The organism is Enterobacter sp. 50588862 (assembly GCF_001462935.1).
GTDB classification, from domain to species: Bacteria; Pseudomonadota; Gammaproteobacteria; order Enterobacterales; family Enterobacteriaceae; genus Enterobacter; species Enterobacter bugandensis.
Genome location: NZ_LNHM01000028.1, coordinates 334,915 through 357,127 on the forward strand (window position 1 = coordinate 334,915; position 22,213 = coordinate 357,127).

24 protein-coding genes, 2 tRNA genes and 1 other RNA gene are annotated in these 22,213 nt (G+C 54.3%); 16 read left to right on the forward strand and 11 right to left on the reverse strand.

The window, feature by feature from the left end; genetic code table 11:
- Positions 1 to 12: 12 nt before the first annotated feature.
- Together putP and APT89_RS14440 are read left to right on the forward strand one after the other, a co-directional pair.
- Positions 13 to 1,521: a sodium/proline symporter PutP gene (gene putP, locus APT89_RS14435; RefSeq protein ID WP_041910546.1), complete on the forward strand. Its 1,509-nt coding sequence runs from the start codon at positions 13 to 15 to the stop codon at positions 1,519 to 1,521.
- 115 nt (positions 1,522 to 1,636) lie between these two features.
- The gene (locus APT89_RS14440) at positions 1,637 to 2,056 is read left to right on the forward strand and encodes a DUF3574 domain-containing protein (protein ID WP_041910545.1); all 420 of its coding nucleotides are present in this window, start codon (positions 1,637 to 1,639) and stop codon (positions 2,054 to 2,056) included.
- 48 nt (positions 2,057 to 2,104) lie between these two features.
- Here the strand turns inward: APT89_RS14440 and APT89_RS14445 are convergent, their stop codons facing one another.
- Positions 2,105 to 3,289 carry a NupC/NupG family nucleoside CNT transporter gene (locus APT89_RS14445; RefSeq protein ID WP_041910544.1) on the reverse strand — a complete coding sequence of 395 codons (1,185 nt, stop codon included), beginning with the start codon at positions 3,287 to 3,289 and terminating at the stop codon, positions 2,105 to 2,107.
- 251 nt (positions 3,290 to 3,540) lie between these two features.
- Between APT89_RS14445 and efeU the strand changes: the two genes are divergently transcribed.
- The 4 genes from efeU to phoH all read left to right on the forward strand — a co-directional run bounded on the left by efeU (position 3,541) and on the right by phoH (position 8,119).
- Positions 3,541 to 4,374 (forward strand): iron uptake transporter permease EfeU, encoded by an 834-nt coding sequence (efeU, locus tag APT89_RS14450; protein WP_060572794.1) that lies wholly within the window; start codon positions 3,541 to 3,543, stop codon positions 4,372 to 4,374.
- A gap of 40 nt (positions 4,375 to 4,414) precedes the next feature.
- Positions 4,415 to 5,542, forward strand: coding sequence for an iron uptake system protein EfeO (gene efeO, locus APT89_RS14455; RefSeq protein WP_028012666.1), 1,128 nt, complete (start codon positions 4,415 to 4,417; stop codon positions 5,540 to 5,542).
- 5 nt (positions 5,543 to 5,547) lie between these two features.
- Positions 5,548 to 6,831, forward strand: a complete 1,284-nt coding sequence (efeB, locus tag APT89_RS14460; protein ID WP_028012667.1) for an iron uptake transporter deferrochelatase/peroxidase subunit — start codon at positions 5,548 to 5,550, stop codon at positions 6,829 to 6,831.
- 499 nt (positions 6,832 to 7,330) lie between these two features.
- Positions 7,331 to 8,119, forward strand: a complete 789-nt coding sequence (gene phoH / locus APT89_RS14465) for a phosphate starvation-inducible protein PhoH (protein ID WP_024908976.1) — start codon at positions 7,331 to 7,333, stop codon at positions 8,117 to 8,119.
- A 722-nt stretch (positions 8,120 to 8,841) separates the two neighbouring features.
- On the opposite strand, the gene APT89_RS14470 is transcribed toward phoH, so the two are convergent.
- The 3 genes from APT89_RS14470 to APT89_RS14480 all read right to left on the reverse strand — a co-directional run bounded on the left by APT89_RS14470 (position 8,842) and on the right by APT89_RS14480 (position 10,625).
- Positions 8,842 to 8,929: transfer RNA gene (locus tag APT89_RS14470), tRNA-Ser, on the reverse strand.
- A 137-nt stretch (positions 8,930 to 9,066) separates the two neighbouring features.
- Complete coding sequence (locus tag APT89_RS14475) at positions 9,067 to 9,744, reverse strand: isochorismatase family protein (RefSeq protein WP_045261664.1); 678 nt, start codon at positions 9,742 to 9,744, stop codon at positions 9,067 to 9,069.
- 20 nt (positions 9,745 to 9,764) lie between these two features.
- Positions 9,765 to 10,625, reverse strand: a complete 861-nt coding sequence (locus APT89_RS14480) for a pirin family protein (protein WP_045261663.1) — start codon at positions 10,623 to 10,625, stop codon at positions 9,765 to 9,767.
- A 109-nt stretch (positions 10,626 to 10,734) separates the two neighbouring features.
- Here APT89_RS14480 and APT89_RS14485 point away from each other — a divergent pair, with 109 nt between their 5' ends.
- Entirely contained in the window at positions 10,735 to 11,640 is a 906-nt protein-coding gene (locus APT89_RS14485; protein ID WP_028012669.1) for a LysR family transcriptional regulator, read from the forward strand.
- Between the two features lie 242 nt (positions 11,641 to 11,882).
- Here APT89_RS14485 and APT89_RS14490 read toward each other — a convergent pair.
- Both APT89_RS14490 and APT89_RS14495 read right to left on the reverse strand, forming a co-directional pair.
- A non-coding RNA gene (locus tag APT89_RS14490) (RtT sRNA) lies at positions 11,883 to 12,018 on the reverse strand.
- A 44-nt stretch (positions 12,019 to 12,062) separates the two neighbouring features.
- Positions 12,063 to 12,150: transfer RNA gene (locus APT89_RS14495), tRNA-Ser, on the reverse strand.
- A 232-nt stretch (positions 12,151 to 12,382) separates the two neighbouring features.
- Here APT89_RS14495 and ghrA point away from each other — a divergent pair.
- From ghrA to APT89_RS14515, 4 genes are all read left to right on the forward strand, one after another.
- Positions 12,383 to 13,321, forward strand: coding sequence for a glyoxylate/hydroxypyruvate reductase GhrA (ghrA, locus tag APT89_RS14500; RefSeq protein ID WP_028012670.1), 939 nt, complete (start codon positions 12,383 to 12,385; stop codon positions 13,319 to 13,321).
- An 84-nt stretch (positions 13,322 to 13,405) separates the two neighbouring features.
- Positions 13,406 to 14,143: a phosphatase gene (locus APT89_RS14505; protein ID WP_028012671.1), complete on the forward strand. Its 738-nt coding sequence runs from the start codon at positions 13,406 to 13,408 to the stop codon at positions 14,141 to 14,143.
- A gap of 20 nt (positions 14,144 to 14,163) precedes the next feature.
- Positions 14,164 to 14,718 (forward strand): TorD/DmsD family molecular chaperone, encoded by a 555-nt coding sequence (locus tag APT89_RS14510; RefSeq protein ID WP_060572795.1) that lies wholly within the window; start codon positions 14,164 to 14,166, stop codon positions 14,716 to 14,718.
- A 96-nt stretch (positions 14,719 to 14,814) separates the two neighbouring features.
- Positions 14,815 to 15,297, forward strand: a complete 483-nt coding sequence (locus APT89_RS14515; RefSeq protein ID WP_072201771.1) for a DUF1097 domain-containing protein — start codon at positions 14,815 to 14,817, stop codon at positions 15,295 to 15,297.
- A 44-nt stretch (positions 15,298 to 15,341) separates the two neighbouring features.
- On the opposite strand, the gene csgG is transcribed toward APT89_RS14515, so the two are convergent.
- From csgG to csgD, 4 genes are read right to left on the reverse strand one after another with little or no spacing between them, the layout of a single operon-like run.
- Positions 15,342 to 16,175, reverse strand: a complete 834-nt coding sequence (gene csgG, locus APT89_RS14520) for a curli production assembly/transport protein CsgG (protein ID WP_028012674.1) — start codon at positions 16,173 to 16,175, stop codon at positions 15,342 to 15,344.
- A gap of 26 nt (positions 16,176 to 16,201) precedes the next feature.
- Positions 16,202 to 16,615, reverse strand: coding sequence for a curli production assembly/transport protein CsgF (csgF, locus tag APT89_RS14525; protein ID WP_028012675.1), 414 nt, complete (start codon positions 16,613 to 16,615; stop codon positions 16,202 to 16,204).
- A gap of 23 nt (positions 16,616 to 16,638) precedes the next feature.
- Entirely contained in the window at positions 16,639 to 17,028 is a 390-nt protein-coding gene (csgE, locus tag APT89_RS14530; RefSeq protein WP_028012676.1) for a curli production assembly/transport protein CsgE, read from the reverse strand.
- 4 nt (positions 17,029 to 17,032) lie between these two features.
- Positions 17,033 to 17,683 (reverse strand): biofilm master transcriptional regulator CsgD, encoded by a 651-nt coding sequence (csgD, locus tag APT89_RS14535; RefSeq protein ID WP_041910539.1) that lies wholly within the window; start codon positions 17,681 to 17,683, stop codon positions 17,033 to 17,035.
- 755 nt (positions 17,684 to 18,438) lie between these two features.
- On the opposite strand from csgD, the gene csgB reads away from it, so the two are divergent.
- The 5 genes from csgB (at position 18,439) to ymdB (ending at position 20,905) form a co-directional block, all read left to right on the forward strand.
- Positions 18,439 to 18,894 carry a curli minor subunit CsgB gene (gene csgB, locus APT89_RS14545; protein WP_028012679.1) on the forward strand — a complete coding sequence of 152 codons (456 nt, stop codon included), beginning with the start codon at positions 18,439 to 18,441 and terminating at the stop codon, positions 18,892 to 18,894.
- Positions 18,895 to 18,935: 41 nt separating this feature from the next.
- Positions 18,936 to 19,394: a curli major subunit CsgA gene (gene csgA / locus APT89_RS14550; RefSeq protein ID WP_041910537.1), complete on the forward strand. Its 459-nt coding sequence runs from the start codon at positions 18,936 to 18,938 to the stop codon at positions 19,392 to 19,394.
- Positions 19,395 to 19,455: 61 nt separating this feature from the next.
- Complete coding sequence (csgC, locus tag APT89_RS14555; protein WP_041910536.1) at positions 19,456 to 19,788, forward strand: curli assembly chaperone CsgC; 333 nt, start codon at positions 19,456 to 19,458, stop codon at positions 19,786 to 19,788.
- Between the two features lie 150 nt (positions 19,789 to 19,938).
- Entirely contained in the window at positions 19,939 to 20,259 is a 321-nt protein-coding gene (locus APT89_RS14560) for a type 1 fimbrial protein (RefSeq protein WP_028012682.1), read from the forward strand.
- Between the two features lie 103 nt (positions 20,260 to 20,362).
- Positions 20,363 to 20,905, forward strand: coding sequence for an O-acetyl-ADP-ribose deacetylase (gene ymdB, locus APT89_RS14565; RefSeq protein ID WP_045630081.1), 543 nt, complete (start codon positions 20,363 to 20,365; stop codon positions 20,903 to 20,905).
- A gap of 35 nt (positions 20,906 to 20,940) precedes the next feature.
- Here ymdB and mdoC read toward each other — a convergent pair whose 3' ends face one another.
- Positions 20,941 to 22,080, reverse strand: coding sequence for a glucans biosynthesis protein MdoC (gene mdoC, locus APT89_RS14570; protein WP_060572799.1), 1,140 nt, complete (start codon positions 22,078 to 22,080; stop codon positions 20,941 to 20,943).
- Positions 22,081 to 22,213 lie beyond the last annotated feature (133 nt).

Sequence of the window (22,213 nt, forward strand, 5' to 3'; positions counted from 1 at the left end):
TGGAGAATTTGAATGGCTATTAGCACACCGATGCTGGTGACATTTCTCGTTTATATTTTTGGCATGATCCTGATAGGGTTTTTGGCATGGCGTTCCACTAAAAACTTTGACGACTACATCCTTGGCGGGCGCAGCTTAGGCCCAATGGTCACCGCGCTCTCTGCGGGCGCATCCGACATGAGCGGCTGGCTGCTGATGGGGCTGCCGGGCGCGATTTTCATCTCTGGTATTTCCGAAAGCTGGATCGCCATCGGCCTGACCGTCGGCGCGTGGATCAACTGGAAGCTGGTGGCAGGCCGTCTGCGCGTGCATACCGAAGCCAACAACAACGCCCTGACGCTGCCGGACTACTTCACCGGACGCTTTGAAGATAACAGCCGCATTCTGCGCATTATCTCCGCGGTGGTGATCCTGCTGTTCTTCACCATCTACTGCGCCTCCGGCATCGTGGCGGGTGCGCGCCTGTTCGAAAGCACCTTCGGCATGAGCTATGAAACCGCCCTGTGGGCCGGTGCCGCGGCAACCATCCTCTATACCTTCGTGGGCGGCTTCCTGGCCGTCAGCTGGACCGACACCGTGCAGGCGAGCCTGATGATTTTCGCCCTGATCCTGACCCCGGTGATTGTGATTTTCACCGTCGGCGGCTTTGGCGAATCGCTGGAAGTGATCAAGCAGAAGAGCATTGAAAACGTCGACATGCTGAAAGGGCTGAACTTCGTTGCCATCGTTTCCCTGATGGGCTGGGGCCTGGGCTACTTCGGTCAGCCGCACATTCTGGCGCGCTTTATGGCGGCGGATTCTCACCACACCATCGTTCACGCGCGTCGCATCAGCATGACGTGGATGATCCTGTGTCTGGCGGGCGCGTGTGCGGTCGGCTTCTTCGGTATCGCCTACTTCAGCAATAACCCGGCGCAGGCGGGCGCGGTGAACCAGAACGCCGAGCGCGTGTTCATCGAGCTGGCGCAGATCCTGTTTAACCCGTGGATTGCCGGTATTTTGCTCTCCGCGATCCTGGCGGCGGTGATGTCCACCCTGAGCTGTCAGCTGCTGGTTTGCTCCAGTGCAATCACCGAAGATCTCTACAAGGCCTTCCTGCGTAAAAATGCGAGCCAGAAAGAGCTGGTGTGGGTAGGGCGCTTTATGGTGCTGGTGGTGGCGCTGGTAGCCATTGCGCTGGCAGCCAACCCGGAAAACCGCGTGCTGGGTCTCGTGAGCTACGCGTGGGCGGGCTTCGGTGCCGCGTTTGGGCCGGTGGTGCTGTTCTCCGTCATGTGGTCACGCATGACCCGCAACGGCGCGCTGGCGGGGATGATCATCGGTGCGGTGACCGTCATCGTCTGGAAGCAGTTCGCGTGGCTGGGCCTGTACGAAATCATTCCGGGCTTCATCTTCGGCAGCATCGGTATTGTGGTGTTCAGCCTGCTGGGTAAAGCCCCGTCTGCCTCTATGCAGAAGCGCTTTGCGGAAGCGGATGCGCACTACCACACTGCGCCGCCGACTAAGCTTCAGGCAGAATAATTTTCCCACGTAACACCGTAGGCCGGGTAAGCGCAAGCGCACCCGGCTTTTTTCTTGCCAAAATTCGTATTTTCCTGTGATATCCATGTGTTTATAACAATGAGGATAGCGATACATGACCATCAAAACAGGGGTAATGGCAGCGGCATTATTGATGCTGGCGGGCTGCAACGCGCCATCGCAACATGCGGCGGTAGAGACCTGCAAAGCGGATAACCAGATGCAGCAGACCACGCTCTATTTTGGCTTGAATCGCCCGGCAGGGGCGCAGATTACCAGCAGCGAGTGGCAGCAGTTTGTTGACCAGGACGTGACGCCGCGTTTTCGCGATGGCTTAACGGTGTTTGATGCGCGCGGGCAGTGGCTGGGGAACGACGGGAAAGTGGCGCGTGAACCGAGTAAGGCGCTGATGCTCATCCACGGTAAAGATGCGCAGAGCGAGAAGAACATCGAAGCGTTGCGCGGGATCTATAAGTCTCGTTTCGCGCAGGAATCGGTGATGCGGGTCGACCAGCCGGTGTGCGTACAGTTTTAATAAAAAGCGGCGGGATAACCCGCCGTTGTTGTTTTGTAGCAAAGCTATTTACAGCACTAATCCCGCAAAGCTCGCCGACAGCAGGCTCACCAGCGTCGCACCGTATACCAGGCGCAGACCAAACCGCGACACCACGTTGCCCTGCTGCTCGTTAAGCCCCTTAATCGCCCCGGCGACGATGCCGATGGAGGCGAAGTTAGCGAACGACACCAGGAAGACGGACAAAATACCCAGCCCGCGCGGTGACATTTCATGAGCAATTTTTTGCAGTTCAATCATCGCCACAAATTCATTCGCCACCAGCTTGGTTGCCATAATGCTGCCCGCGTTTAACGCATCGCTCAGCGGAATCCCAATAAGCCACGCCAGCGGATAAAACACATAGCCCAGGATCTGCTGGAAGCTCATGCCGAATACGCTGGAGAAGAGGGCGTTAACGGCGCTGATGAGGGCGATAAAGCCAATCAGCATCGCCAGAATAATCATCGCCACCTTAAAACCGGCCAGAATATACTCGCCCAGCATTTCAAAGAAGCTCTGGGATTCATGCAGTTTTTCCAGCTTGATATCCGGCTCGGCTTCCGGACGTATCGGGTTAATGACCGAGAGAATAATAAAGGTGCTGAACATGTTCAGGATCAGCGCGGCAACGACAAATTTGGCGTCGAGCATGGTCATATAGGCACCGACAATCGACAGGGAGACCGTCGACATGGCCGTGGCCGCCATGGTGAACAGACGACGCGAGGAGAGATCCCCCAGCACGCCTTTATAGGCAATGAAGTTTTCCGACTGGCCAAGGATCAGCGAGCTCACCGCGTTGAACGATTCCAGCTTGCCCATGCCGTTCAGCTTTGACAGCAGCGTCCCGATGATTCGAATAAAAATCGGCAGGATCCGCCAGTGCTGGAGAATACCAATCAGTGCGGAAATAAAAATAATCGGACACAGCACGCCGAGGAAAATAAACGCCAGCCCTTTTTCTCCCATTCCGCCAAAGACGAAATTCGTCCCTTCCGAGGCAAATTTCAGCAGTGACTCAAAGAAGCCGGAAACGTATTTAATCAGGAATAGCCCGCTTTCGGCGTGCAGGAAAAAGAACGCCAGGGCAATTTCAATAACAATCAGCTGTAAAACATAACGAATGCGAATTTTTCGGCGGTCGAAACTCACCAGCCAGGCAAGCGCAAGAATAATCACCAGCGCCAGCAGGAAATGGACAATCTTAAACATGGAATATTTTCGGTTGGTTTTTGAGGCGGATATTTAGCCACAGCACTGGTTAACCGTAAATGGGCATTTTTATTATAACTTATAAACTTAACGGTAACGGCGGCAACTATTAACAGGCTTTGAGTTTACAACTCGTCATCAAATCACCACACATTTCGCTTGTGTTTCCTTCCGCCGTAATGATAATCACTATCACAAGAATTTACCTTTCTTTGCATCAGTTGACCGCGATAAACATTTAAGGTGTCGGCATGTTTGTTCCATTTCTCATTATGTTACGTGAAGGCCTTGAAGCGGCCCTGATTGTCAGCCTTATCGCCAGCTATCTGAAGCGCACCCAGCGTGGGCGCTGGATTGGCGTGATGTGGGTTGGCGTCTTCCTTGCCGCGGCGCTCTGCCTGGGCTTAGGTATCCTCATCAATGAAACCACCGGCGAATTCCCGCAGAAAGAGCAGGAGCTGTTTGAAGGTATCGTCGCCGTGATTGCGGTGTTCATCCTGACGTGGATGGTCTTCTGGATGCGCAAAGTTTCCCGCAACGTGAAGGTGCAGCTGGAGCAGGCGGTGGATAACGTCCTGCAGAAGGGGAATCACCACGGATGGGCGCTGATTATGATGGTCTTTTTCGCCGTGGCACGCGAGGGTCTGGAATCGGTTTTCTTCCTGCTGGCGGCATTCCAGCAGGATGTGGGCATCTGGCCGCCGCTGGGTGCCATGCTCGGTCTGGCAACGGCGGTGGTGCTGGGCTTTCTGCTCTACTGGGGCGGCATTCGCCTCAACCTTGGCGCCTTCTTTAAATGGACCAGCCTGTTCATTCTGCTGGTGGCCGCGGGGCTGGCGGCAGGGGCGATCCGCGCCTTCCACGAGGCGGGCCTGTGGAACCACTTCCAGGACGTGGCGTTCGATCTCAGCAACGTTCTCTCCACCCATTCACTGACCGGCACCCTGCTCGAAGGCATCTTCGGCTACCAGGAAACGCCGAGCTTCAGCGAAGTGGCGATGTACTTTATCTATCTGGTTCCGGCGCTGGTGCTGTTCGCGATGCCGCCGCGTACCGGTTCGCAGGCGTCGCGCGTTGCGCCGTAATTATTGTTTTAGTTACAACATACTTTTTAAGGGAAGAGTCATGGCAATTCAGTTTCGTCGTAGTGCATTGTGCGCAGGCATTGCCGCGCTGTTCGCTTCTGCATTCGCTGCGCAGGCTGCGGATATTCCGCAGGTAAAAGTCACCGTTAACGATAAGCAGTGCGAGCCGATGACCATCACGGTTAACAGCGGTAAAACCCAGTTTATCATCCAGAACCACAGCCAGAAGGCGCTGGAGTGGGAGATCCTCAAAGGCGTGATGGTGGTGGAAGAGCGCGAGAACATCGCGCCGGGCTTCAGCCAGAAGATGACCGCCAACCTGCAGCCGGGTGAATACGACATGACCTGCGGCCTGCTGACCAACCCTAAAGGCAAGCTGATCGTCAAAGGTGCAGCGACGGCGGACGCGGCCAAAGGCACGGCCCTGCTGAGCCTGGGCGACGCTATCACCGCCTATAAAGCCTACGTCACCAAAGAGACGGCGGACCTGGTCACGGGCACCAAAGCCTTCACCGACGCCGTGAAAGCGGGCGATATCGAAAAAGCGAAATCCCTGTACGCGCCAACCCGTCAGCACTACGAGCGCATCGAGCCGATTGCCGAGCTGTTCTCTGACCTCGACGGCAGCATTGATGCCCGCGAAGATGACTACGAGCAGAAGGCCGCCGATCCGAAATTCACCGGCTTCCACCGTCTGGAAAAAGCCCTGTTTGGCGATAACTCCACCAAAGGAATGGAGAAATACGCCGGGCAGCTGAACACCGACGTGCTGGAGCTGCAAAAGCGCATCAGCGAGCTTGCCTTCCCGCCGTCGAAGGTGGTGGGCGGCGCGGCCGGTCTGATTGAAGAAGTGGCCGCGAGCAAAATCAGCGGTGAAGAAGATCGCTACAGCCATACCGACCTGTGGGACTTCCAGGCCAACGTCGACGGTGCGCAGAAGATTGTCGAGCTGCTGCGTCCTCAGCTGCAGAAAGAGAACGGCGAACTGCTGGCGAAAGTAGATGCCAACTTCAAAAAGGTCGATACCATCCTGGCGAAGTACCGTACCAAAGACGGGTTCGAAACCTACGACAAGCTGACCGACGCCGACCGTAACGCGCTGAAAGGCCCGATTACGACGCTAGCGGAAGATCTCTCCTTGCTGCGCGGCGTACTGGGTCTGGACTAAGCACGATGAACAAGCACGAAGAATTCGACGTGGCGGAACCTTCCCGACGTCGTTTGTTAAAAGGGGTAGGGGCGCTGGGCGGCGCGTTTGCCCTGGCGGGAGGTTGCCCGGTGGCACATGCGGCGAAACCGCAGAGCGCGCCCGGTACGCTCTCGCCGGATGCCCGGATGGAGACCCAGCCGTTTTATGGCGCGCACCAGGCGGGTATTCTCACGCCGCAGCAGGCTTCCATGATGCTGGTGGCCTTTGATTCGCTGGCCAGCGATAAGGCGGATCTGGAGCGTCTGTTCCGCCTGCTGACGGCGCGCATCGCGTTTCTTACCGCGGGCGGGCCGGCACCGGATACGCCGAACCCGCGCCTGCCGCCGATGGATTCCGGTATCCTCGGGGCGTTTATCGCGCCGGATAACCTGACCATTACCGTGTCGGTAGGGGAGTCGCTGTTTGACGGCCGCTACGGCCTGGCAAAACAGAAGCCGAACGCGCTGCAGAAGATGACGCGCTTCCCGAATGACTCCCTCGACGCGGCGCTGTGCCACGGCGATCTGCTCCTGCAGATTTGTGCCAATACTCAGGACACGGTGATCCACGCCCTGCGCGATATCATCAAGCACACGCCGGATCTGCTGAGCGTGCGCTGGAAGCGGGAAGGGTTTATCTCTGACCACGCCGCCCGCAGCAAAGGCAAAGAGACGCCGGTTAACCTGCTGGGCTTTAAGGACGGCACGGCCAACCCGGACAGCAGCGATGCGGCGCTGATGAAAGACGTGGTGTGGGTGACGGCAGATCAGGGGGAACCCGCATGGGCGGTGGGCGGCAGCTACCAGGCTGTGCGCATTATTCAGTTCCACGTGGAGTTCTGGGACCGCACACCGTTGAAAGAGCAGCAGACGATTTTTGGCCGCGACAAGCAGAGCGGGGCGCCGCTGGGCATGAAGCACGAGCATGATGTGCCGGACTACGCGAACGACCCGGATGGCGACGTTATCGCGCTCGACAGCCATATTCGCCTTGCCAACCCGCGCACCAAAGAGACGCAGTCCAGCCTGATGATGCGCCGTGGCTACAGCTATTCGCTGGGCGTGACCAATTCCGGCCAGCTTGATATGGGGCTGCTGTTCGTCTGCTATCAGCACGATCTGGAGAAAGGCTTCCTGACCGTGCAGAAGCGGTTAAACGGCGAAGCGCTGGAAGAGTACATTAAGCCCATCGGCGGCGGCTATTTCTTTGCCCTGCCCGGCGCGCGCGATGCTGGCGCGTATCTCGCACAAGGTCTGATGGAAGCCTGATAATCGTCCCTGCGATAGTTCGCGGGGACATTATTTTTTCATATGACTATCTTATTGTTATATTTCTGTAATATTCATATATAAGACTGATTCCGCTGCAGGAACAGTCTTAAAAGTTGCATTCAGGTAAAATAAATGTTGCATTTATGATAACTCCTGATGTACTTAAGATAAGACAGCGGTAGTTCCCGGCAGTGATGCTGAATCACTATGGAGATCGCGAATGGTTGCGTCCTGTACTGGACAAGGTAAACATAACAACCGCAGCACCCGGCGCGGAGGCTCAGACTCCGGCAGCGATTTCCTCACCACTAAATTCTCCCCCACACCTCAAGAATCTGATTCGACCGACGTGCAGACCGGTGCGCGTAGCCGTTCTGTATCGTCATCTGATAAAGCAAGCAATGGCTTACAAGGAAGCCAACCCTCTGATGTTCGTGCGCATAATCGTGCCGAAGCTGGCGCGTGTGATGAATACCAACAACTCAAGGTGCTATCCATGGGAAGACAAAAAGCAGTGATCAAAGCTCGTCGCGAAGCAAAACGTGTGCTGAGACGGGACTCACGTAGCCATAAACAGCGTGAAGAAGAATCGGTCACCTCGCTTGTGCAGATGAGTGGCGTAGAAGCAATTGGCATGGCCAGAGACAGCCGTGATAATTCTCCAATTGTGGCGCGCAATGAGGCTCAGGCGCACTACCTGAATGCTATCGAGAGTAAACAGCTCATCTTTGCAACCGGTGAAGCCGGATGCGGGAAAACCTGGATCAGTGCAGCCAAAGCAGCGGAAGCACTGATCCATAAGGACGTGGAGCGCATTATTGTTACCCGTCCTGTACTGCAAGCTGATGAAGATCTCGGCTTCCTGCCCGGCGATATTTCGGAGAAGTTTGCTCCGTACTTCAGGCCCGTCTATGACGTGCTGGTGAAGAGACTGGGTGCATCCTTTATGCAGTACTGCCTGCGACCAGAGATTGGCAAGGTGGAAATCGCGCCGTTCGCCTATATGCGCGGACGTACATTTGAAAATGCGGTCGTTATTCTTGACGAGGCTCAGAACGTGACCGCTGCGCAAATGAAGATGTTTTTAACGCGCCTCGGGGAGAACGTGACGGTTATCGTCAACGGCGATATTACCCAGTGTGACCTGCCGTCGGGCGTGAAGTCCGGACTGAGCGACGCCATGTCACGTTTTGAGGAAGATGAGATGATTGGGGTGGTTCGTTTCACCAAAGAGGACTGCGTGCGCTCGGCGCTCTGTCAGCGCACGCTGCAAGCGTATTACTGAGTTTGCTGTTGTGTTCAAGGCCCGGGAAACCGGGCTTTGTTTTATGTGCATTTTATTCCCTCTCGCCTGGGGGTGAGAGATCCCCAGTAATTTTTAAGCAGAAGCATTAACGTTGTTTCAGAACGATTTAAGGCTTTCAGCGATGCTCTGGTCCGGCTGTAAATCGCTGAGGCGTTTCCTGCAGGCCGGGGCGAGGCGCAGGGATGCGCCGAGAGGGCGGGCTTTACAGGGACGTTACCTCCGCCCGTACCCGATAAGCCGGAAGGAATAAGCCGAGGGCACCGCGAAGCGGCGATTTACCGCCGGGAGCCCGGGTCGCCAGGGTGGTGGCGACTGAGCCACCCTGGCACGTTCACCGGTCATGTCGTTACAGAGTAGCAGGGAACATAAAGTGAAGGGAATGACCACCACAGCCGTATGTTTCCCTCACCCTAACCCTCTCCCCAAAGGGGCGAGGGGATTGTTCAGTGCTAGCATTAATTTGTGGGGAACCCTCAGCTCCTGGGGAGAAGGTTAGGGTCTCAGGCCGCACCGAGTTGCATATGGCTACGGGGGGGATTGACTCGCTTCGCTCGCCCTGCGGGCAGCCTGTTCGCTTTGCTCACAGTCTGTCCAACTGGCTGCGCCAGTTGTCGAACCCCAGTCGGGGGTTCTCATCCCCCCACAGGCGTGCAATATGCGAAAAAAAAGCCCGCATTTTCATGCGAGCTCTTCTTCAAATATGGCGGTGAGGGGGGGATTCGAACCCCCGATACGTTGCCGTATACACACTTTCCAGGCGTGCTCCTTCAGCCACTCGGACACCTCACCATATTGTTTTGCTGCCTGACCGCTTGGGGGGCAACGGGGCGCTACTATAGGGAGTTGCGCGAAAGCGGTCAAGCAGATTTTCTGCATTCGTGCTTGTTCGGTTAAGCCTTAATCAGCTTATGACGCACAGCGCAGGATTAGCGCTGCGAATCGAGCACTTCGCTGTTTTTCACCACCTCCTGCGCTTTGCCGTAGCTTTCGATCAGCAGCTGGTAGGCCGGGAAGATGTGGGTGTATACCTCAGCCCATTCAGCCGCATCTTCACGGTTCCAGGTTCGCTGGATCTCAGAGGCCACAGCGGCGGTATCCATCGGCACCACGCCTGCCTGGACCACGCGGGCCAGGGTGATCTCCTGCGCCATTTTGCTGTAGGTGCCGGAGGCATCAATCACCGCAAACACTTTATATCCGTCCGCCACCGCGCTGATGGACGGGAAGGCCATGCAGACGCTGGTGATCGTGCCTGCAATAATTAACGTCTTGCGACCGGTAGCTTTTACCGCCGCCACGAATTCCGGGTTATCCCAGGCGTTGATCTCACCTTTGCGGGCCACATACTGCGCATGCGGCGCGTTGGCGTGGATCTCCGGGATAAGCGGGCCGTTCGGTCCCTGTGGAACGGAGGCGGTGGTGATCACCGGGATCTTCGCCAGCGTGGCGATCTTTGCCAGCGCCGCCGCACGGGCGCGCAGCTCCGGCATGGGCATGTCGCCGACGGTCTGGAACAGCCCGCTCTGGTGGTCGATAAGCAGCATAACGGCATCATTGACGTCAATGACGGGACGTTCACCGTTGAAGTTTGCAGGGGTAGACATATTGCGCTCCTTAATTACGTTCAGATCTGGCCAAAGCGGCCGGAGTTGAAATCACGAATGGCTTCCGCGATCTCGGTTTTACTGTTCATCACAAACGGGCCGTAGCCCACAATCGGTTCATTCAGCGGCTCACCGGCCATCAGCAGCAATTTCGCGTCGCTGTTCGCTTCCAGATGCAGCTTTTCACCGCTCTGACTTAGCACAACCAGCTGCGCTTCACCCGCTGGCGTGGTGCCGTTCACCGTTACGCTGCCCTCAAGTACCACCAGCGCCGTGCTCCAGCCTTCGGGCTGGTTGAGCGTCAGATGGCTGCCCTGGTTAAGCGCGATGTCCCAGACGTTCAGCGGTGAGAAGGTATGGGCCGGGCCCGTCACGTCCTCAAGGCGACCGGCGATGACCCGCAGCGTGCCGCTGTTATCCGGCAGCGTGACCACCGGGATATCCGCTTTGGTGATGCTCTGGTAGCCGGGCGTCGCCATTTTGTCTTTGGCGGGCAGGTTGACCCATAGCTGCATCATTTTTAGTTCACCGCCTTTCTGCGCGAAGGCGCTGGAGTGGAACTCCTCGTGCAGGATGCCTGCGCCCGCCGTCATCCACTGCACGTCGCCGGGGCCAATAACGCCGCCTCTGCCGGTGGAGTCGCGATGCTCTACTTCGCCGGCGTAAACGATGGTCACCGTTTCAAAGCCGCGATGAGGATGCTCGCCCACGCCGCGTTTCGCGCCGTCCGCCGGGAAGGTGTACGGTCCGGCATAGTCCAGCAGCAGAAACGGGCTCAGCGGCTCGCCGTGCGTCTGGTAAGAAAACATTGAACGAACCGGGAAACCGTCACCGACCCAGTGCGGACGAGGTGCGGTATAAACGCCTGTTACGTTTTTCATAATGAACTCCTGATGTTCTGTTGATGTAATTAGCTTATATTCAGGGTTAATATCCCGGTAGATAGTGAAAATGACATTCACTGTTCTGAATATGGAACGATGAGGGCGTATGCAGGATCTCAATGATTTCGCGTGGTTTGTGAAGGTGGTGGACCATGGTGGATTTGCGGCGGCGGGTCGGGCGCTCGATCAGCCCAAGTCAAAACTGAGCCGCCGGATTGCCCAGCTGGAAGAGCGCCTTGGCGTGCGGTTGATCCAGCGCACCACCCGGCAGTTTACGGTGACAGAAGTGGGGCAGACGTTCTATCAGCACTGTAAAGCCATGCTGGTAGAGGCCGAAGCTGCGGAAGAGGCGGTGGCGGCGTTGCAGGCCGAGCCACGCGGCGTGGTCAGGATCACTTGTCCGGTCACCTTGCTGCACGTGCACGTGGGGCCCATGCTGGCGCGGTTTATGGCGCGCTATCCGGGGATCAATCTTCAGCTTGAGGCCACAAACCGAAGGGTTGATCTGGTAGGTGAGGGCATCGACGTGGCGATCCGCGTTCGTCCACGTCCGTTTGATGACAGCGACCTGGTGTTAAGAGTGCTGGCAGACAGGGGACACTGCCTGGTGGCGAGCCCTGCGCTGATTGAGCGGATGGGTCACCCTGCCGTGCCCTCTGAGCTTAGCGAGTGGCCGGGTTTGAGCATGGGGGTGGGAAAACAGCTGCACAGATGGGAGCTGAGCGGGCCGGAGGGAGCGAAAGCCGCGATTCATTACACGCCGCGCTTTATTACCACCGACATGCTGGCGCTGCGTGAAGCGGCGATGGCGGGGGTGGGCGTGGTGCAGCTGCCGATTTTGATGGTCAAGGATCAGCTGGCATCCGGGGAACTGGTAAGGGTGCTGGACGCATGGGAACCCCGACGGGAAGTGATTCACGCTGTTTATCCTTCCAGGAGAGGTTTGCTGCCGTCCGTCAGAACGCTGGTGGATTTTCTTACTGAAGAGTATGCGCGGATGGTGGAGGAGTAACGATCCCCTTGGCCCTTTTGGGAGAGGGTTAGGGTGAGGCGCTCAGGCCGCACCGAGCTGAATATAGCACCGGGGGGGATTGACTCGCTTCGCTCGCCCTGCGGGCAGCCTGTTCGCTTTGCTCACAGTCTGTCCAACTGGCTGCGCCAGTTGTCGAACCCCGGTCGGGGGTTCTCATCCCCCCCTTACGAGAATATAAAAGAAAAAAGCCCGTACTTTCGTACGAGCTCTCATCTTGAATATGGCGGTGAGGGGGGGATTGACTCGCTTCGCTCGCCCTGCGGGCAGCCTGTTCGCTTTGCTCACAGTCTGTCCAACTGGCTGCGCCAGTTGTCGAACCCCGGTCGCGGGTTCTCATCCCCCCTTAAGGAGAATATAAAAGAAAAAAGCCCGTACTTTCGTACGAGCTCTCATCTTGAATATGGCGGTGAGGGGGGGATTCGAACCCCCGATACGTTGCCGTATACACACTTTCCAGGCGTGCTCCTTCAGCCACTCGGACACCTCACCATATTGTCATCCCGTTGTTGCTGGGACGGGCGCTAATGTAAGGAAAAGCCGAACTGCCGTCAACCCACTTTTTCAGTAATTTAGCGCGTTTAGACAAACTTCAGGCAACATGATTCTTAAATGTGCTGAAAGCGTCTTTTTTATCAACAACACGGTCGCGCAAGAAATTTGCTATGCTGACCGTCCAGTTAAAAAGCAAAATAAATCAGCGCAATAAAAGGCAGGATTGACTATGGATATACTCTTCTATCACCCCACTTTTGATACGGCTTACTGGATTAAGGCACTTTCTGCGGCACTGCCGGGCGCTCGCGTTCGTGAGTGGAAGCGGGGCGATAACGAACATGCTGACTACGCGCTGGTCTGGCATCCGCCGGTAGAAATGCTCCAGGGCCGTAAGCTGAAGGCCGTGTTCGCGCTTGGAGCCGGCGTGGATTCCATTCTGAGCAAGCTGAAAGCACACCCTGAAATGCTGCCGGAAGATATTCCTCTGTTCCGCCTGGAAGATACCGGTATGGGCCAGCAAATGCAGGAGTATGCCGTCAGCCAGGTGCTGCACTGGTTCCGCCGTTTTGATGACTATCAGGCGCTTAAGCAGCAATCCCGCTGGGAGCCGCTGCCTGAATATCCGCGCGAAGCGTTTACCGTTGGTATCCTCGGCGCAGGCGTGCTGGGTTCGAAAGTGGCTGAAGCGCTCGCGCCGTGGGGCTTCCCGCTGCGCTGCTGGAGCCGCAGCCGTAAAGACTATCCGGGCGTTGAGAGCTTTGCCGGAACCGATGAGCTTCCGGCCTTCCTGAACGGCACGCGTGTGCTGATTAACCTGCTGCCCAATACGGCGGAAACGGTGGGGATTATCAATGAAGGCCTGCTCAACCAGCTGGACGACCAGAGCTACCTGATGAACCTGGCGCGCGGCGTGCATCTGGTCGAGCCGGATCTGCTGAAGGCGCTGGATAGCGGGAAGCTTAAAGGCGCCATGCTGGATGTCTACAGCCGTGAGCCGCTGCCGGAGGAAAGCCCGCTGTGGCGACACCCGCGCGTGGCAATGACTCCGCACGTTGCCGCCGTGACGCGACCTGCCGAGGCAGTGGCCTATATCTCGCACACGATCGGTGAAATAGAGAAGGGTAACCCGGTCACCGGACAGGTCGACCGACAGCGCGGCTACTGAGAGAAACCCGGCGTTCGCCGGGTTTTTGCTAATATTCGCCGCTGATAACTGCTATCCTTTGGAAAAAACGCAGAGGAGAGAAAGATGTATCCCGTTGACCTGCATATGCACACCGTCGCCAGCACCCACGCGTATAGCAACCTCCATGATTATATCGCCCAGGCGAAGCTTAAGGGCATCAAGCTGTTCGCGATAACCGATCACGGCCCGGATATGGCGGATGCGCCGCACTACTGGCATTTTGTGAATATGCGTATCTGGCCACGTCTGGTGGACGGCATTGGGATACTGCGCGGCATTGAGGCGAACATCAAAAACACCGACGGTGAAATTGACTGTACCGGCCCGATGCTGACCTCCTTAGATCTGATCCTTGCCGGCTTCCATGAGCCGGTTTTCCCGCCGCAGGATAAAGAGACCAATACCGCGGCGATGATTGCCACTATTGCCAGCGGCAATGTGCACATCATCAGCCATCCGGGCAATCCGAAATACCCGATTGATATTCAGGCCGTGGCGCAGGCCGCGGCGAAACACCGCGTGGCGCTGGAGATTAACAACTCCTCGTTCGTGCACTCGCGTAAAGGCAGTGAAGCCAACTGTCGCGAAGTGGCTGCCGCCGTGCGTGATGCGGGTGGCATGGTGGCGCTGGGCTCTGATTCGCACACGGCCTTCACGCTGGGGGATTTTAGCGAGTGCCTGAAAATATTGCAGGATGTGGATTTCCCGGAAGAGCGCATCCTGAACGTCACGCCGCGTCGTATGCTTGATTTCCTCGAGTCGCGCGGCATGGCGCCGATTGATGAATTTGCCGATCTTTAATTGAATAACGGAATAAAACAATGAATGAATTTTCCATCCTTTGCCGCGTGCTGGGCTCCCTGTATTACCGCCAGCCGCAGGACCCGCTGCTGGTGCCGCTGTTTACGCTGATTCGCGAAGGTAAACTGGCGCAGAACTGGCCGCTGGAACAGGATGAGTTACTGGAGCGCCTGCAGAAAAGCTGCGATATGCAGCAGATCTCAACGGACTACAATGCTCTGTTCGTGGGCGAAGAGTGCCGCGTGTCGCCGTATCGTTCCGCCTGGCAGGAAGTCGCGACCGAAGCGGAAGTGCGGGCATTCCTTTCAGAACGCGGGATGCCCCTGAGCGATACCCCAGCCGATCATATCGGTACGCTGCTGCTGGCCGCGTCCTGGATCGAAGACAACGCTGGCGACGATGAAAATGAGGCCATCGGGATCCTTTTCGAAACGTATCTGCTGCCGTGGGTGGGGACCTTCCTGGGTAAAGTGGAAGCCCATGCCACCTCTCCGTTCTGGCGAACGCTGGCCCCGCTGACGCGTGACGCCATTGCAGCAATGTGGGATGAACTGGAAGAAGAGAACGAGGAGTGATGTAAATCACAAAAATCCTGCAACGATACATTTCAACTTGCACGTAATGTGCTTCTGATCTCATTTCTATGGCGCGCTTCTGCTAAGATGCGCGCCATGAACATATTACTTTGTATTGCAATCACGACGGGCATCCTCTCCGGTATTTGGGGATGGGTAGCGGTGTCTCTCGGTCTGTTAAGCTGGGCTGGCTTCCTGGGTTGCACGGCCTATTTCGCCTGTCCTCAGGGCGGGCTGAAAGGGCTCTTTATCTCAGGCTGCACGCTGATGAGCGGCGTTATCTGGGCGCTGGTCATCATGAAAGGCAGCGCGCTGGCGCCGCATCTGGAGATGCTGGGGTACGTCATGACGGGTGTCGTTGCCTTCCTGATGTGCATCCAGGCGAAGCATCTGCTGCTGTCGTTTGTGCCGGGAACCTTTATGGGGGCCTGCGCAACCTTTGCCGGGCAGGGGGACTGGAAGCTGGTGGTTCCTTCCCTGGCGCTGGGGCTGCTGTTTGGCTACGCCATGAAGAACAGCGGTCTTTGGCTGGCGGCGCGACGGGAAAAAACGCAAAACATCACCGCGGTGAGTGAATAAAAAAAAGGCGAGATAATCATCTCGCCTTTTTTATGCGCTGCCCGTCAGGATTCCGGAGGCACCGACATATCACGGTATTTCACCAGGATCGGGTTCTGCACGTCCGCTTTGTTTTGCAGATCCCACAGCCCGCGATCGATACCATCGTTGATTAAGAAGATCACGCCGGTTTCAATGGCTGACATCAGACACATCATGACCGGTTCGTTAGAGGTGTAGCCAATTTCTCCCTCCAGCAGGCGCTGGTAATCAATAAATCGGAATACCCCAGCCTGAACTTCATAAGACAATATCGTTTTGCTGGTGTTGACCGAAGAGAGCACTTCACCGGTACTGACGTTCACGACGCGCAGGTTAACCGCAATTTGGTCGAGCTGGTACTGGGTATCTGCGCCGATACCGAAGTAGCGCGCGCCCACGCCACCCGATTTCACGTTGCTCTCGTAACCGATAATCGACCCTTCAATCATCACGTTTGCGGCGGCCAGAGACTGCAGAGGCATCCGGTTATTGTCCGCAACGGTGCCATTCTCCTGTGCGGCACGAATGATTTTTCGTTCATTTAACAGGTTCTGAAGCCCCTGGCGTTCCAGCGGAATAAACCAGTGCGAATCTTTAAGTGCAGTCACCAGCATGGCGGTGGCGCTTTGCGGCACCGCGGTGGAGAAGTTACTTGCCGGATAAGGCTTAAATTGTCCGGTTTCATCCTGAATGTTGTATACCGAGACAAATATCTTGCCCGTAGGTGAAGGCAAATGGGTTAAATCACGGTAACTTTGGGCCCGCGGCATTAATGTGGGTTTTGCAGCTTCTTTAGGCGGAGCAGTTAAACAACCGCTCAATAAGCACACTGCAACAAATATCAGGAAGCGCTGCATGGTCGTTGTCCTTATTTAGCTATTGTTTAAAAGTCAGTTGAATTATTTTGCAGGCCGGAAACCTCGATGGTGGAAGTTTTTCCGGTTTTACGATCGGTCACATTCAACTGGAGCTGTCCGTCCCTGTTGGCGATGTCGACGATAAAGTCGTTGGTCATCATTCGGCCGGGTTTGCCGGTATTAATGTTGGTCAGCAATCCCCCTAAAATCTGCGACTGGATAGCCTGGGTGAAGTTATCCAGTGCGGAAGGGGTATCAACGGTAAAATCCTGAAAGCTCGGATCTTTATAGGAGTTTTGTGCCTGAGCTTGATTCAGCAGAAAGGCACCGTTGTTGGGGTTACCGCCAAAGTTAGGGTTACGGAACTGGAAGGTCATATTTCCGGCCCAGCTCAGGGGAGCAATAAGCATGATTGAAACAACTGCATATGCAATACGCATGACAGCCTCCGCATATCGGTTCGCTAGAACTCATCTTTTGCTAAATCGCTGGTGCTTAATAGGGCTTTATCTATTTGCAGGCGATTAATAGCGTCTTCAGTTTGAGCCAGTGCTAAGGCTACGTTTTTTTCGAAGTCTGTTTTCGAGGGGAATAAAAACGTTTGATAAATAACGTCCTGATTGGCCGTTATGGTTATCCAGCTTCCCCATCGTGCACTGGGCCGCTCGTTGATTGTTAAATTACCCGTGTAAGGACTGTCCCATTTATCGCTGAAGGCCCGGTAAAAACTGTGCCCGATCGATGAGACAGTGTGGTCAGTTAACAATCCGGGAACTTCGACCTCAACGGCCTGCAGGTTCCCTGCAGCGAGCAGGAGACTCGCTGCGGCGATCCAACTCAACGTGCGCTTCATGTGATTAACGCCTGAGGTTATCGTTTGCCCATGAAACCGCCTGAGTTCGGTTTTTAACAGCTATCTTCTTGAAAAGATTATAAAGGTGCGTCTTTACCGTATTTTCGCTGATAAATAACGAACGGGCGATTTCAATATTTGAAGCACCAATGCGTAATTTGTTCAGGATCTCTTTCTCACGGTGGGTGAGCAGCGCTGATTCCGAACTGTTATAGCGGTAATTTCCGGAGTGCGTGATGAGGTAGCTGGCCAGCTTTTGCGAGAAATAGCATTCGCCGCGCAATATGCCTTGCAGACCATCTACCACCCGAACCTCTTCTTCAGTGACGTAGAACACGCCATTGATATGCGGCCAGCTTTCAATATCTCGGAAAGGATATTCATCAGGCGTATTCAATAATAACACGCGGATATTATTGTTTTTCCTGCTTAAGTTATCTTGCCAGTAATGGATAAGCTTTTTATCGGCTTCCATCATATCAAACAGAATGATGCTGCCAGGCACAATATCATCAAAAGAACGTTGAATATTATGCAATTTCCCGTTCATTGATAGAGATTGCTTTAAATGTTGTAATAAAGCTGTCGCTTGCAGAGAAGGTTTTGTGATCAACAGTAATGTATGACCATGTAAACTATGGACTTCATTATACATGATGAAACCCCACTTATTATTGGCACCTGACAGCCGCCCTCTCTGTAAAGAAGAGGGCACCAGAAGTACTGACAGATGTTGCACTGCTGTGTGTAGAATCAGAACATAACCTCCACAGGGAGGTAAATATAAAACCAATTTCGTACATCTAATTTCAATCTAGCTTTTACGAATTTTAAAGCAAGTGTTAATCATGTAACAAGATGTAAAAATCAATATTAATTTGTGAAAATTGCAGATTTTGAATGTTGCTATTTGATATGAAAGTTGTACATGGAAATAGTAGTGCATAGATTTTAAAAATCATACAAATATAATTAACCAGTTAATATTTATAAGTATTTATTATTTTTTTTTAGTTTGTACCCAGGTATGAGTAACTGATACTTTCTAAGTCATGCCGTTCTGGTTTTTCTGGCTTAAGAAAACTCGCCTTGTGTCACGCCCTGAAGAAAATCTCATCCTGGCGTTACGCTTAAACAACGCGGGAAGGGACATGGACGGCTGTCTCGCCGTTGTACAACATTTCGCGCATAAATATTTCATAAAAAATAAAAACGCCCTGAGTCATGCCTTTTATGGTGCAAATTACAACTTTGTGGTGACCTGAAAAATAAAAATAAGCCGCGCGGGTGAGATATTTAAAATGTTTCAGCGGACATACTCTTCACCGTAACGACGCGTTAACAAAAACGAGTCGTTTAATACGAAATACGATCAGGGTGTTTTCAGGTAGCCGGGTCCAGGGTGACAACATGAAAAACACATCGTTATTTTTGATGTTTACATTACTGGGTGCGCCTGGATTTGTAACCGCCGCGAATTCAGATTTAGCAAACGCTGAATATAATTTTGCGGTTAATGAATTAAGTTATTCATCATTAAATCAGGCAGCCATTATTGGTCAACAGGGTGTATTTAATGACGCTCAGCTTCGCCAGGAAGGTTCTAAACTCTTGTCCGTCATTTCTCAGGATGGGGCAGGCAACAGAGCGAGAGTTGATCAATCAGGGACTTACAATATTGCCTGGATCGATCAGAGCGGTAACGGGAACGATGCAGGTATTACGCAGGATGGATATGGTAATAGTGCGAAAATTATCCAGAAAGGGTCGGGTAATAGAGCAAATATTACGCAGTACGGTACGCAGAAAACCGCAGTTGTAGTGCAGAAACAGTCGCAGATGGCAATTCGCGTTATTCAGCGCTAGCTATTTCGCGACGACGTTAATCAATCCGATGGGGGTTTACCATGAAATTTATCAAAGTGGCAGCACTTGCAGCAATCGTCGTTTCTGGTAGTGCTATGGCTGGTATCATTAATCAGGGCGGATGGGGTCATGGACACGGTCATGGCCAGGGCGGAAACAGTGGTCCAAATTCAACCCTGAATATTTATCAGAACGGTGGCGGTAACTCCGCGCTGGCGTTGCAGACAGATGCCAGAAATTCCGTTCTTAATATTAGCCAGACCGGTGGCGGTAACGGGGCTGATGTCGGTCAGGGTTCTGACGACAGCAAAATCAACCTGACCCAGAACGGCTTTGGCAACAGTGCGACACTCGATCAGTGGAACAGCAAAAAATCCGTTATGAATGTTAGCCAGTACGGCGGCCTTAACGGTGCGCTCGTAGACCAGACGGCGTCTAACTCCACCGTCAACGTTACCCAGATCGGCTTTGGTAACCACGCGACAGCGCATCAGTACTGATACTGAAATCTGTACTACAAAAAAACAGGGCCGATGCCCTGTTTTTTTTCGGGAGTTCCTCATGAATACCTTCATTCTCCTTGCCGCGCTTTCCGGCCAGATAACCTTTCAAACGTCACAGCAGGGAAATATGACGACCATTATTCCGCAGGTCATTTTGACGGAACCGTGTGATTGTCAGGTCCAGATCCTCTCTTTGAAGGAAGGGCAGAGTGGGCAAAGTGCTTCGCGACAGCAAAATACCCTTTTTATTCCCGCTAATCAGCCGATTGATTTAACGCGGTTGAGTTTAACTATTTCTGCGGAAGACACGATCAACATCGTTGTCACCGTCACGGATGGAAAAGCGCTTCATTTATCACAGCAGTGGTCGCCAGCCGGGGGTGCGCTGTAAATATTCATGAAATCAATGCATTGTGAATATTTGCCGTTGAACTAAGCTGTTATCAGGAACTGCGTTGTTAGGTTCCGTAACGTCAGCCTTCGTTTGCATAATGAAGCGCGTTTGCCCCTCATGGACGATTTTCATTGAGGAGTACATATCGTGACCCACTCTTTTGCACATCTTATTTCAGGTCTGGGCCTGCTTGTTTCGGCATTTATCGCTCCAGCTTATTCGGCCACGCTCGCGCAGGGCGGCGTTATTCACTTTCGCGGCGCAATCGTTGCTGACCCTTGCGAAGTTACCCAGCAGCAGCGGCAGCTGGCGGTGTCGTGTCCGGAAAAAAATCGTATGCAAACGCGTATGGTGAGTTACGGCGACGCGCTGGACGGCAAGGCGACGGCTTCCGGCCTGGCGACAGTGAATATGACGTACCTGAATCCTGAAAAAACGCTCGCGGTTGTTCAGATCCAGTACCGTTAATACCCGTGAGCGCCCGCCGGTGGGCGCGGTTTTATGCCTATCGTTTTTCTCAATAACCCCTCTGCGATACACTTATAAAAAAGGCGGGCAGCAGAGGGGCTTTATGAAACCGCAAATTGAAGTTATTCATGGCGATATTACGACAGTTCATGTCGATGTCATCGTCAATGCGGCCAATCCTTCCCTGATGGGGGGAGGAGGCGTAGACGGCGCTATTCACCGGGCTGCCGGACCGCAGTTACTGGAAGCCTGTAAAATGGTGCGTCAGCAACAGGGTGAATGCCCACCGGGCCATGCGGTGATTACGCTGGCGGGCAACCTTCCTGCCAAAGCGGTGATTCATGCTGTCGGGCCCGTGTGGCACGGCGGAGACCAGCATGAAGCGAGCCTTCTGGAGGAGGCATACCGAAACTGTCTGCGGCTTGCCGCCGACAACGGCTATAAAACGATGGCGTTCCCGGCCATCAGCACCGGCGTGTATGGATATCCTAAGGCGGCAGCGGCGACCATCGCCGTCGAAACGGTTTACCGCTATTTGTCGCTTAAACCGCTGCCAGAGAAGGTGATTTTTGTCTGCTTCGATGAAGACACCACGCATCTTTATCAGCGGCTTTTGACTCAGCGCAGACAAGAGCTGGAGAGCTGAAGCGAAGGCGGCGCACCGTGAGTGCGCCGCGCTGCTCAGGCGGCTTTCGGCTGAGGTTTTCCTGAAAACAGAAAGCGCAGAAGAGGGATCCGCAGATGGATCTCGTAGAGTACGACGGCAATCCCCACCACAAACACCAGCCCGGTAAAGAAGCCCAGCGTATTGGATGCGATATGCGGCGTGATGTATGCCCCGAAGAACAGCGTCAACGGGTGGTGCACCAGATAGATAAACAGTGAGGCATTGACGAAGTAGGTCACGCGGCTGGACTTAAAGTTCAGCAAACGGTGCCCGAGCGCGAACACTACGTTCACCATCCACAAGCCCAACAGCATGGTGATCACGCTTTCCGTTTCATACATCCAGGCGTCGCCGCTCCCGTAGCGCTGGTTCACCAGGTAGGCCACGAAGGCAATGGCCGCACCCACCGCGCACCACGGTGACGGGGTGGTAAACAGCGCTTTAAGCCTCGGATGAATAAAGGCCAGCGCGCCAATTAAAAAGAACGGAATGTAGAACAGCGACTGCATCACCACAAAATTAAACAGGCCGTCGCTCAGTATCGGTGGATAGACAATAAACAGCGTGCGTCTCACCGCGGCATAGGCGATCCCCAACAGTAAGAAGAGCACCGACAGTTTGCCCAGCGTGACGTTAGCGAAGAAAGAGTCTGCTGTCGTGCTGAGATGACGGCGCAAGCGGCTGAAAATCACCAGACTGACCGTGGTCAGCACCACCAGAACCAGCAGGAACCAGAGGTGAGACACCAGCTCCCAGACCAGCGTGTTGTACTTTTCATACAGCGACAGATTCGGCCAGTTCTCCGCCTTGCCTTTAACGTATTGCAGCATAATGAACTGCGGCAGCGTCAGGAGCGGTATGGCGGTTAACATGGGAATACCTACGCGCTCCACGCGCACTTTCCACCAGCGCTTAAGCGGATAGCGTAAAAAAAGCATGTACGAGAAATAGCCGGAGATGACAAAAAACACCTGCATGCGGAAGGCGTGAATAAAGTCATTAAAAAGCGTCAGCCACCAGGAGGGCATCTGGCTATTAACATGCCACGTGTGGCTGGAGTAAATCAGTGAAATATGAAAGGGGATCCCCAATAGCATCAGCCATGCCCGGATCGAGTCGAGGAAATATTCCCGTTGTATCGGTGTTGTGCTCATATAACGTTGCGCATTCTCAGACTTTTCGCCTTATCCCTAAGGCTCATAATGGTTACATTCGACGCCAACCCTACACCAAGACCGACACACTGTCTCCAGGATAAGCACGCAAAGTGAATAACGGGTTCTTTCA